The following is a 13,497-nucleotide window of genomic DNA, read 5'->3' on the forward strand; positions in this document are numbered from 1 at the left end:
ACCCGCAAAAGCCCCGGAGCGAGGCGGGCCAACGCCTGTAGCCGGTGACCGACCGGTCGTCATCGGCAGCACTTTCATCGGCTAATGCAAAGCTCGGTTTGCCCGGGCCTGCGGCGCACCCTAGAATGCCCCGATGCGCGATGATCTCTCCCTTCTGCTGAACTCCCTCAACGATGCCCAACGCCAGGCCGTAGCGGCTCCCGTTGGTCGTCAATTGGTCCTGGCCGGTGCCGGCTCCGGCAAAACCCGAGTGCTGGTGCACCGTATCGCCTGGTTGATCCAGGTCGAGAACGCCTCGCCCCACTCTATTCTGTCGGTGACCTTCACCAACAAGGCCGCTGCCGAGATGCGTCACCGCATCGAGCAATTGCTGGGCGTCAATCCGGCCGGCATGTGGGTCGGCACCTTCCACGGCCTGGCGCACCGCCTGCTGCGGGCGCACTGGCAGGAAGCCGGGCTGAGCCAGACCTTCCAGATTCTCGACAGCGACGACCAGCAACGCTTGGTCAAGCGGGTGATCCGCGAGCTGGGGCTGGACGAGCAACGCTGGCCGGCCCGTCAGGCCCAGTGGTTCATCAACGGGCAGAAAGACGAAGGTCTGCGTCCGCAACACATTCAAGCCAGCGGCGATCTGTTCCTGGCGACGATGCGCGGCATTTATGAAGCGTACGAGGCGGCATGCCAGCGGGCCGGCGTCATCGACTTCTCCGAACTGCTGCTGCGCGCCCTCGACCTGTGGCGCGACCACCCGGGCCTGCTGGCGCACTACCAGAAGCGTTTCCGACACATTCTGGTGGACGAATTCCAGGACACCAACGCCGTGCAGTACGCCTGGTTGCGTCTGCTGGGCAAGGGCGGCGACAGCCTGATGGTGGTCGGCGACGACGATCAGTCGATCTACGGCTGGCGCGGCGCGAAAATCGAGAACATCCACCAGTACTCTTCCGACTTCCCGGATTCGGTGACCATCCGTCTGGAGCAGAACTACCGCTCCACGGCCGGCATCCTGAAAGCCGCCAACGCCCTGATCGCCAACAACACCGGGCGTCTGGGCAAAGAGCTGTGGACCGATGGTGGCGACGGCGAAGCGATCAACCTCTACGCCGCGTTCAACGAACACGATGAAGCGCGCTATGTTGTCGAAACCATCGAAAGCGCGCTGAAAACCGGCCTGGCTCGCAGCGATATCGCGATTCTCTACCGCTCCAACGCCCAATCGCGCGTTCTTGAAGAAGCCTTGCTGCGTGAACGCATTCCGTACCGCATCTACGGCGGCCAGCGCTTCTTCGAGCGGGCGGAGATCAAGAACGCCATGGCCTACCTGCGTTTGCTGGAAGGTCGCGGCAACGATGCGGCGCTCGAGCGGGTAATCAACGTCCCGGCGCGTGGCATCGGCGAAAAAACCGTCGAAGCGATCCGCGACCATGCACGCCACAGCGATGTGTCGATGTGGGAAGCCATGCGCCAGCTGGTGGCCAATAAAGGTCTGACCGGTCGCGCCGCCGGTGCACTCGGTGCGTTTATCGAGCTGATCGAGAACCTCGCCGCCAAGTGCGCCGAGATGCCGTTGCACCTGATGACCCAGACCGTCATCGAGCAATCCGGACTGATCGCCTACCACGAAGCGGAAAAAGGCGAGAAAGGCCAGGCCCGGGTAGAAAACCTTGAGGAACTGGTCAGCGCCGCGCGCAACTTCGAGAACACCGAAGAAGACGAAGAGCTGACGCCACTGGCGGCATTCCTCGGCCACGCGTCGCTGGAGGCCGGCGACACCCAGGCCGACGAGCACGAAGACAGCATTCAGTTGATGACCCTGCACAGCGCCAAGGGCCTGGAATTCCCTTACGTGTTCCTGGTGGGCATGGAAGAAGGCCTGTTCCCGCACAAGATGAGCCTGGAAGAACCGGGACGCCTTGAGGAAGAGCGGCGTCTAGCCTACGTCGGCATTACCCGGGCAATGCAGAATCTGGTGATGACCTATGCTGAAACCCGGCGCCTGTACGGCAGCGAAACCTACAACAAGGTGTCGCGTTTCGTACGGGAAGTACCGAAAGGCCTGATTCAGGAAGTGCGTCTGTCCAACAGTGTCAGTCGGCCGTTCGGCGGCAACCAGTCGATGGGCGGCAGCAACCTGTTCAGCGGCAACGAGATTCCGGAAACCGGCCTGAGCCTCGGCCAGGCTGTCCGTCACTCGATCTTCGGCGACGGCGTGATCCTCAACTTCGAAGGCGCCGGCGCCCAGGCCCGGGTGCAGGTGAACTTCGCCGAAGGCAGCAAGTGGCTGATGCTCGGGTACGCGAAGCTGGAAGCCATATAAGTCAACGTTCGTTCCCGCGCCCGGCGCGGGAACGAACACTGGAGGCAACATCCATGGGCTCGGGCTTCTTTTCCTCCTGGACATTCTGGGCCCTGCTCTCGGCCACTTTCGCCGCGCTGACGGCCATCTTCGCCAAGATCGGCATCGAAAACGTCAACTCCGACTTCGCCACCCTGCTGCGCACAATCGTCGTATTGGTGAGTCTGGCCTTGATTTTGTACGCCACGGGCCAATATCAGTCCCTGGGATCGATCTCCGCCAAGAGTTACCTGTTCCTGCTGTTGTCGGGCCTGGGCACCGGCGCTTCATGGTTGTGCTACTTCCGGGCGTTGAAAGTCGGCCCGGCATCGCTGGTCGCCCCGGTGGACAAACTCAGCGTGGTCTTCGTGGCGGTGCTCGGTGTGATCCTGCTGGGCGAGAAACTCGACCTGCGCCAGTGGGGCGGTATCGGCCTGATCACTGCCGGTGTGGTGATGCTGGCCTTGCGGCGCTAATCCATTTCCTGCTGAACCTATCTCCTTTTCCTACAGACAAAAGTACATGGCCTTATTGCCCCGACCGAGCTGAACGTAACCTGTCAGGCAAAAGCCCGAAACACTCTCTCGCTAGCCAGTAACACTTCAGCTGTGCAACATGGCGCGCGTGTCTCCACAAACGGGAATTCCCTTTATGAAACGTTTTCTTAGCATCGCCATGGCGTTGTGCATCGGCCTGACGATGAGCCTCGACGCCAACGCCAAGCGCTTTGGTGGTGGCAAAAGCGCCGGCGCTGCGCCGACGCACCAGACCAGCCAGATGGCTCCTTCTTCCCCAGGCATGGGCGGCGCTGCGGCGACCGCTGGTGCTGCCGGTGCCGCGGGCGCTGCGGCCAAGGCCGGCGGCGCTTCGAAATGGCTCGGCCCTCTGGCCGGCATCGCGGCCGGTGGCCTGCTCGCTTCCATGTTCATGGGCGGCGGCTTCGAAGGCATGCAGTTCTTCGACATCCTGATCATGGCCGTGATCGCGTTCGTGATCTTCCGCTTCATCGCCGCCCGTCGTCGCAAGCAGCAGGAGCAGTTCGCTCCGGCCGGCGCACCGATGCAGCGTGAAGTGTTCGAACAGAAACCAGCAGCCATGGGTTCGATCTTCGGTGGTTCGGCGGCGCCTGCTGCCGCCCGTCCGGTGATCAACGCACCGGCCTGGTTCAACGAACAGCGCTTCCTCGAAGCCGCCCGCAGCCACTTCCAGGCGCTGCAGCAGCACTGGGACGCCAACGAAATGGACAAGATCGCCGAGTTCGTGACCCCGCAGATGCTCGAGTTCCTCAAGCGCGAGCGCGCAGAACTGGGCGATGCCTTCCAGTCCACCTTCATCGACAACCTCCAGGTACAACTGGATGGCGTGGATGACCGTGCGGACAAGACCATCGCTACCCTGACCTTCAACGGCGTGTCGAAGACTTCGCGTTTCGACCAGCAGGGCGAAGTGTTCAGCGAAAGCTGGAACATGGAACGTCCACAGGGTGACAACCAGCCTTGGCTGGTCGCCGGTATCCGCCAGAACGGCTGATTACCTCCAACGTTTTACTCGCTGCAATAAAACCCCGGCCTCGGCCGGGGTTTTCTATTTCGCGGTTGCATCTATAGCGAGCTACTGTATAAACCGGCCCATATGAACCGCGCCATTCAAGCAAGAGGATCCCGGACGTGGAAGAAATCATCGAACAACTGCGCGAAGCCAACGAACCCGTACCGGTTCCTTTGGAACTGCCCGACGAAGACCAGTTGGTGGAAATCGAAGAAGAACTCTTCATCAACATCCCGTTCGTCTTCAAAGAGTTTCTGCTGACCGTCAGCGACGTGGTTTACGGCAGCCTGGAGCCGGTGACCGTCACCGACCCGCAATCCCACACCTACCTGCCGGATGTCGCCGCCAACGCCTGGGATGCCGGCGTGCCGCGCGACCTGATCCCGATCTGCCAGGACGGTGACGACTACTACTGCGTCGAAGAAGACGGCACCGTGGTGCTGTGGTCGGGCGAAGAAGAACTGATCACCGAAGAGTCCTGGGAATCGGTCTGGCACTGGGCTCGGGACGTCTGGCTGGAAAGCTGAAATGCCCCTCCCCATTGGGTGGTCAGTGCCCCGACGGCTCCTTGTGGTTGTCGAGGGTTTCCAGCAAGGCCACCTGCATCCGCGTGTGCACCCGGATGAACCAGCGCCAGAGCAGCGCCGCCACGGCGGCCGCGACCACGGCGATCAGCATCAGCAACTTGTTGGTCGGCAAGATACTGGCCGACAAGGCTGCCAGCAGCAGGAAAATCACCAGCAGCGAGATGATCGGGATTACTTCGGCGATCACCCGGCGCACTCGCTGCGTGTGACGCCCGGCCATTTCCGGCTTCACACCCATCTCCGCCAGCAACATCGACAGCGCCTTGAGCTTGCGATAGGCCGCGATCAGGAACGGCAACGACACCAGCAACGCCCCGCCCCAGATCAACGCTTTCTGCCAGCTAGGATCACTGATCCAGTCCTGCATCCAGATCGAGAGGCGCCCGGCAAAGAAAGCCCCGGCAAAGAAGATCGCGATCACCAGCGCCAGATTGACCCCGACCTGCAGCAGGATCCGCCGGATCATAGAAGCCAGCATCGCGCCCTCACCTTGCGGCTGAATGCTGCGCAGCCACTCGCCGTACATCCCGAACACTCGACCGAGGCGTTGCGGCATGGCGGCGGACAGCTTGATCGACAGCGGATCGGCAGCCCGAATCAGGTACGGCGTCAGCAACGTGGTAATCACCGAAACCGCCACGGCCACCGGATAGAGAAAGTTGCTGGTGACCTGCAGGGTCATCCCCAGCGCCGCGATGATGAAGGAGAATTCGCCAATCTGTGAAAGTCCCATCCCGACCCGCAGTGAGGTTCGCCCGTCATTGCCGGCGATAAACGCACCGAGCCCGCACGACAGCATCTTGCCCAGCACCACGGCGACCGTGATCACCGCGATCGGCCACGCGTACTGCAGCAGGATCATCGGGTCGAGCATCAGGCCGATGGCGACGAAGAAGATTGCGCTGAAGAGGTCGCGAACCGGCTCGATCAGGCGCTCGATTTTCAGCAGTTGCCGCGACTCGGCCATGATCGCGCCGATCAGGAACGCCCCCAGCACCATGCTGTACTCAAGCTTGACCACCAACAGGCAGAAACCGAAACACAGGCCCAGCACCGTAATCAGCAGCATCTCGTTGCTTTCGAATTTGGCGACGTAAGCCAACAGACGCGGCACCAACAGGATGCCGACCACCAGGGCGACAATCATGAACAGCGAGAGCTTGCCGACCGTGGAAAACACTTCGCCGGAACTCACCGTGCCGCTGACGGCGATGCTCGACAACAAGGCGATGATGCCAATGCCGAGAATGTCCTCGACGATCAGCACGCCGAAAATCAGCTGCGCGAAGCGCTCGTTTTTCATCTTCAGGTCGTTGAGCGCCTTGACGATGATGGTGGTCGAGGAAATCGCCAGGATCGCGCCGAGGAACAGCGAATCCATGGTGTTCCAGTCAAACCAGCGGCCGATTTCGTAGCCGATCCAGATCATCAGGACAATTTCGAGGAACGCCGCGATGAATGCCGTGGCGCCGACCTTGAACAGCTTGCGCAGGCTGAACTCCAGGCCCAGGCAGAACATCAGGAAAATCACCCCCAGCTCGGCGAGGGTCTTGATGGTTTCTTCATCGTGGATCAGGCCGAACGGCGGCGTGTGAGGGCCGATGATGAAACCGGCGACGATGTAGCCGAGCACTACCGGCTGCTTGAAGCGATGGAACAGCACGGTCACCACACCTGCGACCAACATGATCACCGCCAGATCCTGAATAAAGCTGATGGCATGCATGGTGTGGGCTCCTTGAATGACGAGGCTCACGCAGGCATGGGAAATGTCTGGGCGAGCTGAGTAAAAATCCGCTTTGGGTGTAGGAATCGCCCTTGGGGAGGGGCTTTTGCAGGGTAACACCGCGACTTCCGGCTGAAAGGCGGTGCAATATATGGAAACAGATCGATTCGGGCGTGACGGCGGCCAGTTGCCTGGCGTCCCGATAACGGTGCTTTTGAAAAGCGACCAGGCACCCGCAGAGGTGTTTCTTCCAGCAACCCTGCCTTGACCCGTGAGAACGTTATGGAACCCGGAAACGCCCAGCTGTCGATGACGGTACTGATGACCCCCGACATGGCCAACTTCTCTGGCAATGTCCACGGCGGCACCCTGCTCAAATACCTCGACGAAGTGGCCTACGCCTGCGCCAGCCGTTATGCCGGCCGCTACGTGGTGACCCTGTCGGTGGATCAGGTGATTTTCCGCGAGCCGATCCACGTCGGCGAACTGGTGACCTTCCTGGCGTCGGTGAACTACACCGGCAACACCTCGATGGAAGTCGGTATCAAAGTGGTGACCGAGAACATCCGCGAGCGCTCGGTGCGTCACACCAACAGCTGCTTCTTCACCATGGTCGCGGTGGACGATCAGCGCAAACCCGCCGCCGTACCGCCGCTGCAACCGCAGAACAGCGAAGACAAGCGCCGCTACATGCAGGCGCAGCAACGCCGGCAGATCCGTCAGGAGCTGGAAAAGCGCTATCAGGAAATCAAGGGCGACGCCTGATCAGCCCTTCGATGTACGGCGCTCTGTAGATAGCTTTCGCGAGCAAGCCCGCTCCCACATTTGGAATGCGTTCCTCCTGTGGGAGCGGGCTTGCTCGCGAATGGGGACAACTCGGTCTTACAGACTGATCGGCGTGGCTTCGAACTTCACCCGCGGATGCGCAATCCGGTCCTGCGCTCGCACCAGCTGCAGCTCGTAACTGGCGCAGGCCTGGGTTTCCAGCAGCACTTCATGCACCGCTGCTGCGGTGAATTCAAACGCCGCCACCAGGCTATCCCCGAGCAGCACACGCGCCAGGAACAGACCGGACGTCAGATCGCCCACCCCCACCGGCTGACGCGGAAACGCCAGCAGCGGGCGTCGCAGATGCCAGCTGCCCTCGGCCGTCACCAGCAACATTTCAAATCCATCCGCCGGTTTGCCCGGATAATCCAGATGCTTGACCAGCACCGCTTTCGGCCCGCGTGCCAGCAGCGCCCGCGCCATCGCCAGGCAATCGAACAGCGACTGCGGCTTGCGTCCGGAGAAGCTGTCCAGCTCCAACTGGTTCGGGCACATGAAATCCGCAACGGCAGCGGCCTCCTCCAGCAGGAAGTCACTGACTTCAGCAGGAACGCTGCAGCCCTTTTCCGGATGCCCCATCACCGGGTCGCACAGATAAAGGGCTTTCGGGTTGGCCGCCTTGATCCGCTCGATGCCACTGAGAATCGCCCGCCCCTGCGCCGCACTGCCGAGATAACCTGACAGCACCGCATCACAATTGCCCAGCTCACCGATCGCGGCGATGCCCTCGACCAGCTCGGGGATCCGGTGCGGTGCCAGCACTTCACCGGCCCACTGGCCGTACTGGGTGTGGTTGGAGAACTGCACCGTATTGAGCGGCCAGACATTTACCCCGACCCGCTGCATCGGAAAAACCGCAGCGCTGTTGCCGGCGTGGCCGAACACCACATGGGACTGGATGGCGAGCAGATGAGGCGTACGTTTCATTCGGGTTTTTCCGTAAAACGATTGAAATTCAAGCCGCGCAGTATGCGACGAAACGCAGCCTGTACGACAGACCGGCGACGCAGTTAAGCTGACGCCATCATTTGGAGTTTCGTATTGATGCTCACCCTGGAAAACATTTTCGTGCTGATGCTGTTCGCCGCCGCCGGTGCGTGGCTCTGGCACAACCACGGCTTGCGCGAGCGGGCGCTGGAGCGGGTTAAACAGCATTGCGTGAATGTCGGCGTCGAGCTGCTCGACGGTAACGTGGCGCTGAAGAAGATCGGCCTGATCAAGGACGCCAGCGGTCGGCGACGTCTGGCCCGGGTCTACAATTTCGAATTTACCGTGACCGGCGAAACCCGACATAACGGCACGATCACCCAGTTCGGTGCGCACAGCGCGCAGATTGAACTGGCGCCCTACCCGGCACCGTTCGATGACACACCACCCGTGGTGGAGGTGACAAAACCGCGTGGTGAAGTGATCGAGCTGAGCCAGTGGCGTCAGGAACACACCAAGTGGAAGCCTTGAATCAGCTCGCCTGAAGCCGACACCGGGCCAGCCCGGCCTGTAATTCACCGACCGCTTGCGGCTCGTCGAAAATCAGCTCGATCCGGGAATCCTTGCGCCATTCACTGGGCAGCCAGCTGAGCTCGGCATTGTCCAGCGCATTGGCTGACTGCCAGCCGACCGGGCTGTGAATCACCAGTTTGGCCCGGCGCCAGTTCAGGCTTTTCAGCCATTGGGTTATCCCCGACACATCGAACACCTGGCTCGGATGCCAGCGCCAACCGATGCTCCAGCCACCCTCCTGCGCCTGACTCAGGCAGATCGGCAACGCCGGATCGCTCCAGATGGCCGGGATTTGTGCCAGCCCCTGAGGCACGACCAACTTATCAACACCTGCCTGCGCCTGTACGGCCAGCCCCGGCAGCTCGCTGAGCGACAACATCGCCTGTTGCGTCCAGATCAGTCTGACAGGCGGCAACTGTCGGGTGATTCGCTTACGTGTGGGCTCGTCGAGGTTTTCTGCCTTGTTCAATAGCAGCAGACCCGCACTGGACAAAGTTTCCTGCTGCGCGTCCGGCAGCGGTTTGCCCGCGGCAAGGGCCTGGGCGTCCAGCACCAGCAAGCAAGGTTGTACGGCGAGTACGCCTTGCCACGGCGCCTCGTTCAGCTGCTTCAGCAACTGCGCCGGATGCCCGAGCCCCGAGGGCTCGATGAACAAGCGATCCGGCCGTGCCTTGCGCAACAATCGCCCCAGACCGATCTGGAACGGCGCACCGTTCACGCAACACAAACAGCCCCCGGCCACTTCGCCCAGTGCGATACCATCGGCGTCGCGGGTCAACAGCGCCGCGTCGAGCCCGATCTGGCCGAACTCGTTGATCAGCACCGCCCAGCGCTCGCCCGCCGGTCGCTGGGCCATGAGCTGGCGGATCAGGCTGGTCTTGCCCGCGCCCAAGGGGCCGGCGATGACGTGGGTGGGAATGTTCTGCAACATGATCAAGATTTCTGGAGGTCGAAGATGCGGTGGATGGGATGGTCGTTGCTGCTGACGCTGGTGTCGAGCGAGGCTTTGGCCCAGGCCTGCGTGGTGCACAGCCAGGCGGAGCGGCTCGACGTGAAAGTCTGCCAGCAGAACCGCAACATCCCGGAAAAACTGTTCAACGACGGCTTCTGCCAGCCGACTCTGGCCGGGCAAAAAGTCGAGGTTCAATACGTCGACCAGTGCCCCGCTGGCGCGTTCGGCGTGTGCAGCAACGCGCAAGTCGCCAATATGCCTTATCGCCAGGATATCCACTATTACGGCATAGCCACCGATGCGGCGTATTTGCAGCCCTATTGCGAGGCCCAGAGCCAGGGGAAATGGCTCAAGCCCTGAGGCGCTATCCGAGCCAGTCGAGGGTCAGCATCAGCCGCCGCTCTCCCGGCGTCGGTTGTGGCGAGCGATGGATCAGGCCGAAACCTTCGTTGCCGTGCCATTTTTCGCCCTTGAGCAATGCCACTTCGCCCCGATTCAATTGCTGAATCCGTGACGCTTCCTGCGGCTCGGCTTGCGGCTGTCCCAGTTGCCCACGGTCCATCTGCCCTTCCCTTAACCATTCACTGCCGACACCGGCGTACGTGGTGATCAACCGCACCGGCACATGATCGACGTGAAAACGCGGACACATGGCCTTGTCCAATACCCGCAAGCGCAAGCCGATTCGCCGCGCGCCCAGCAGGCACGCGAAGGCACTGAGCAGCCATTTCAGATCAGTGATGAACCCTTCATAGCCCTCCAGGTCGCGAAAACCGCCGGCCAGTCCCCTGAGATCCGGTTCTGCGTCTTCGTCCGGCAATTCCAGGCACAGTGCCTCGGCGTAGGGTTCGTTCAGAGACAACAACAAGTCCGCAAACTCGGCAATGTGCAGCGGAAGCTGGCGTTGCCAGACCGCGAGGTTGGTCTCATCGTCAAGAATGTCCGCCAGCGCCTGCGGGGTCTGGCCGAACGATTGATGACGTGTACTGCTTGGCAGCGGTTTCAAGGCGAGCATCAGGCCACCTCTTCGTGCCAGGAGCCAAACGGATCGCGCAGTTGTAGCCAGCCTTGAGTACCGAGCGCCATTTCATCATCGGTCAGCAGGCAATCATCCAGTTCCGACGACAGCTGTGCGAAATCGATGTTCTGCCCGATAAACACCAGCTCCTGACGACAGTCGCCTACGCTGGCGATCCAGTTTTCCATGATCGCGGCGGTACTTTCCTGATCCTGCGGCCACTGTTCTTTTGGCACGAAGCGCCACCAGCGTCCGGCGAAACCGTGGCGCATCAGCCCTCCTGCCTGGGACCAGCTACCGGCGTCGGTGGGTTTGCTGGCCAGCCAGAAGAAGCCTTTGGAGCGCAGCAGTTTGCCGTTAACCCAAGGACGATCAATGAAGTCGAAGAAACGCTGCGGATGAAAGGGCCGGCGCGCCCGATAGGCCGTGGATGCGATGCCGTACTCCTCGGTTTCCGGCACATGTTCGCCACGCAATTCCTGCAACCAGCCCGGGGCCTGGGCGGCTTTTTCGAAGTCGAAACGACCGGTATTGAGAATTTTCTCCAGCGGTACCTCACCCATGACCATCGGAATGATCTCGGCCTGAGCGTTGAGGCGTCTGAGAATGGCCATCAGTTCTTCCCGCTCGCGGCTGCTGATCAGGTCGATCTTGCTGATCAACAGGACGTCGGCGAATTCGATCTGTTCGATCAGCAGATCGGTGATCGAGCGCTCATCTTCTTCACCGAGGAATTCGCCACGGGAGGCGAGATTTTCGGCGGCCTGGTAGTCCGGCAGGAAGTTCATGCCGTCGACTACAGTGACCATGGTGTCGAGGCGTGCGATGTCGGCGAGGCTTTGCCCCTGCTCATCACGGAAGGTGAATGTCTCGGCCACGGGTAACGGCTCGGAGATTCCGGTGGACTCGATCAGCAAATAGTCGAAGCGGCCTTCGCGGGCCAACTGACTGACCTCTTCCAGAAGGTCTTCACGTAACGTACAGCAGATACAGCCATTGCTCATTTCGACGAGCTTCTCTTCAGCACGGTTCAGGCTGACATCACGCTGGACTTCGCTGCCATCGATGTTGATCTCGCTCATATCGTTGACGATAACGGCGACGCGCAAATCATCTCTGTTACGTAGTACGTAATTCAAAAGTGTACTTTTTCCGGCGCCGAGAAAGCCGGACAAAACGGTCACGGGAAGTCGGGAAGACATTGGATAAACCTCATCAGACGGTCGCTAAACAGCGCTGGAGGCTCTCGGGGCGAGCGTTCTTGGGCTTCGATGGGGTCACCAAGGAAACGGACGCTTGAAATGGAAGCCACGGAAAGCCTTGTCCGATTAATGTTATAGTATAACAACAAAATCAATCCACTCTCTTCTTGCCCAAAGTGACAAAGGGCCGGAAGCTGTAATCAGGTCGTCGCCGAGTTACGTCATGAAAACCGCGTTGAAATACTCGTTTATCTGGCTGGCATTGCTGACGCTGAATGCCGAAGCACAAGTGCCGGGGCTCGCCAATTGCACGCGCAGCGCAAACCTTTTGGCGTGCATCGATGGCAACGGCAACGCCTACAGTGTCAACACCGTCGGCAGCACGATTTACCTGCGCGGATTTGAAAAAGCGGGAAACCGCTACTGGGCACAAACCAACAGCCGCTACGGGCAACTGACGTTCTTCACCGGCATCGCTTCCGATGGGGAAGCCTGGGTTGGCTACAACCGGCGCGTGGGCTGGACGACAATCAATCGGTTCTCCAGCTCCGGCGGCAGCAGCGCAAAGTTCACCTGCAGCCGGATCACCGGCTGTTAAACCCGCGATCCTTTCTGCTCTTGCTGCCAGGCCATGTAGCTGTCGACAGGTGGATTCTTCTGAAAATAGCGCTGCAAGCCCTCAAACAAACCGTCTGCTACGGCCTGCTGGTGACGCGCGGTCACCAGACGCTGACTGTCCCGCGCGTTAGAAATGAACCCGGTTTCCACCAGGATTGACGGCACATCCGGCGATTTCAGAACGGCAAATCCAGCCTGTTCCACGCGCTTTTGGTGCAGCGTAGTGATGCCAGCCAGACTGCCCAGCACTGTGCTTCCGAGTTGCAGACTGGCAGCGATGGTTGCGTTCATCGACATGTCGAGGATCACGCCAGCGAGCATCGGATCCTTGTCCTTGAGATTGAGCAGACTGGTGGCGCCAAGCAGATCCACACCGTTCTCACGCTGCGCCATGAACCGCGCGGTGGCAGAAGTTGCACCTCCTTCGGATAGGCAATATACCGACGCGCCAGAGGCGGTCAGACGCGGCGCAGCATCGGCGTGCACCGAGATGAACATGTCGGCTTTGTGCTGACGCGCGATCTCCACACGCTTGCGTAACGGGACGAAGAAATCGTCATTACGCACCAGCTTCACATCAAAGCCTTTTTCTCGTTTAAGCCGACGTGCGAGCAATTGCGCGATGGACAGCACCACATCCTTTTCGCGCTCGCCTTTGGCACCAATGGCACCCGGGTCTTTTCCGCCGTGCCCTGGGTCAACCACCACCATGATGTCGCGCTTGGGGTGAGATTTTTCCTGGGGTGTTTCACGTGGAACGCTCGCCGGGAGCCCTGCTGAAGCAGTCATCAAGTCCAAAACCAAGCGATGTCCTTGCCCATCCTGAGGCGCCAGCAAGAATGAATTGAGCTGAACCGGACTGCTTAAATCCAGCACGATCCGGGTGTTCCCTTGGCCAAAATGGCCGGAGCGAATCGAATGAATAGGTGTGCCGGATAAGGCCAACTGGCTGAAATCTCCATTCAGGCTGGCACCGCTCAAATCGATGATCAACCGTTCCGGTGCACTCAAGGTAAACGTCTTGTAGCTCACGGGACCACTCAGATCGAACACCAGCCGAAGCTTGTCATCCGAACGCCAAAGCCGCGCATTGCGTATCTGCGTGGCGGACACCGAAAAAGGCAAAACAAAGGCCGCGCTGGCCAGCATCAGGTTGAGCAAATGGCGTCTGTGCATATGAAAG

General features: G+C 60.4%; 14 protein-coding genes. 8 read left to right on the forward strand and 6 right to left on the reverse strand.

Going from position 1 to position 13,497, the window contains the following annotated elements; genetic code table 11:
- The first annotated feature begins 133 nt into the window (after positions 1 to 133).
- The 4 genes from uvrD to CAF76_RS06400 all read left to right on the forward strand — a co-directional run bounded on the left by uvrD (position 134) and on the right by CAF76_RS06400 (position 4,410).
- Positions 134 to 2,317: a DNA helicase II gene (gene uvrD / locus CAF76_RS06385; RefSeq protein ID WP_085647113.1), complete on the forward strand. Its 2,184-nt coding sequence runs from the start codon at positions 134 to 136 to the stop codon at positions 2,315 to 2,317.
- A gap of 53 nt (positions 2,318 to 2,370) precedes the next feature.
- Complete coding sequence (locus CAF76_RS06390; RefSeq protein WP_064379739.1) at positions 2,371 to 2,811, forward strand: EamA family transporter; 441 nt, start codon at positions 2,371 to 2,373, stop codon at positions 2,809 to 2,811.
- A 175-nt stretch (positions 2,812 to 2,986) separates the two neighbouring features.
- Positions 2,987 to 3,865 (forward strand): Tim44 domain-containing protein, encoded by an 879-nt coding sequence (locus CAF76_RS06395; RefSeq protein WP_085647114.1) that lies wholly within the window; start codon positions 2,987 to 2,989, stop codon positions 3,863 to 3,865.
- A 137-nt stretch (positions 3,866 to 4,002) separates the two neighbouring features.
- Positions 4,003 to 4,410, forward strand: a complete 408-nt coding sequence (locus CAF76_RS06400; protein WP_007954245.1) for an SMI1/KNR4 family protein — start codon at positions 4,003 to 4,005, stop codon at positions 4,408 to 4,410.
- A 22-nt stretch (positions 4,411 to 4,432) separates the two neighbouring features.
- Here the strand turns inward: CAF76_RS06400 and CAF76_RS06405 are convergent, their stop codons facing one another.
- Positions 4,433 to 6,196 carry a cation:proton antiporter gene (locus CAF76_RS06405; RefSeq protein WP_085647115.1) on the reverse strand — a complete coding sequence of 588 codons (1,764 nt, stop codon included), beginning with the start codon at positions 6,194 to 6,196 and terminating at the stop codon, positions 4,433 to 4,435.
- A 282-nt stretch (positions 6,197 to 6,478) separates the two neighbouring features.
- On the opposite strand from CAF76_RS06405, the gene CAF76_RS06410 reads away from it, so the two are divergent.
- On the forward strand, positions 6,479 to 6,961 hold the full coding sequence (locus CAF76_RS06410) for an acyl-CoA thioesterase (protein ID WP_003229693.1): 483 nt from the start codon (positions 6,479 to 6,481) through the stop codon (positions 6,959 to 6,961).
- 117 nt (positions 6,962 to 7,078) lie between these two features.
- On the opposite strand, the gene pdxY is transcribed toward CAF76_RS06410, so the two are convergent.
- Positions 7,079 to 7,951: a pyridoxal kinase PdxY gene (gene pdxY / locus CAF76_RS06415; RefSeq protein WP_039765058.1), complete on the reverse strand. Its 873-nt coding sequence runs from the start codon at positions 7,949 to 7,951 to the stop codon at positions 7,079 to 7,081.
- Positions 7,952 to 8,068: 117 nt separating this feature from the next.
- On the opposite strand from pdxY, the gene CAF76_RS06420 reads away from it, so the two are divergent.
- Positions 8,069 to 8,482: a DUF3301 domain-containing protein gene (locus CAF76_RS06420; RefSeq protein ID WP_039765057.1), complete on the forward strand. Its 414-nt coding sequence runs from the start codon at positions 8,069 to 8,071 to the stop codon at positions 8,480 to 8,482.
- A gap of 1 nt (position 8,483) precedes the next feature.
- On the opposite strand, the gene CAF76_RS06425 is transcribed toward CAF76_RS06420, so the two are convergent.
- Complete coding sequence (locus CAF76_RS06425; protein ID WP_085647116.1) at positions 8,484 to 9,455, reverse strand: GTP-binding protein; 972 nt, start codon at positions 9,453 to 9,455, stop codon at positions 8,484 to 8,486.
- A gap of 24 nt (positions 9,456 to 9,479) precedes the next feature.
- Between CAF76_RS06425 and CAF76_RS06430 the strand changes: the two genes are divergently transcribed.
- The gene (locus CAF76_RS06430) at positions 9,480 to 9,836 is read left to right on the forward strand and encodes an NADH:ubiquinone oxidoreductase (protein WP_085647117.1); all 357 of its coding nucleotides are present in this window, start codon (positions 9,480 to 9,482) and stop codon (positions 9,834 to 9,836) included.
- A gap of 4 nt (positions 9,837 to 9,840) precedes the next feature.
- Here the strand turns inward: CAF76_RS06430 and CAF76_RS06435 are convergent, their stop codons facing one another.
- Positions 9,841 to 10,491, reverse strand: a complete 651-nt coding sequence (locus tag CAF76_RS06435) for a DUF1826 domain-containing protein (protein WP_085647118.1) — start codon at positions 10,489 to 10,491, stop codon at positions 9,841 to 9,843.
- Complete coding sequence (gene zigA / locus CAF76_RS06440; protein ID WP_085647119.1) at positions 10,491 to 11,696, reverse strand: zinc metallochaperone GTPase ZigA; 1,206 nt, start codon at positions 11,694 to 11,696, stop codon at positions 10,491 to 10,493. The genes CAF76_RS06435 and zigA overlap by 1 nt, the downstream gene beginning before the upstream one ends.
- Before the next feature lie 223 nt (positions 11,697 to 11,919).
- On the opposite strand from zigA, the gene CAF76_RS06445 reads away from it, so the two are divergent.
- On the forward strand, positions 11,920 to 12,294 hold the full coding sequence (locus tag CAF76_RS06445; RefSeq protein WP_064600551.1) for a hypothetical protein: 375 nt from the start codon (positions 11,920 to 11,922) through the stop codon (positions 12,292 to 12,294).
- Here CAF76_RS06445 and CAF76_RS06450 read toward each other — a convergent pair.
- Positions 12,291 to 13,490 (reverse strand): N-acetylmuramoyl-L-alanine amidase, encoded by a 1,200-nt coding sequence (locus tag CAF76_RS06450; RefSeq protein ID WP_085647120.1) that lies wholly within the window; start codon positions 13,488 to 13,490, stop codon positions 12,291 to 12,293. The genes CAF76_RS06445 and CAF76_RS06450 overlap by 4 nt on opposite strands.
- Positions 13,491 to 13,497: the final 7 nt, after the last annotated feature.

This window comes from Pseudomonas sp. B40(2017) (assembly GCF_002112855.1).
GTDB lineage: Bacteria > Pseudomonadota > Gammaproteobacteria > Pseudomonadales > Pseudomonadaceae > Aquipseudomonas > Aquipseudomonas pharyngis.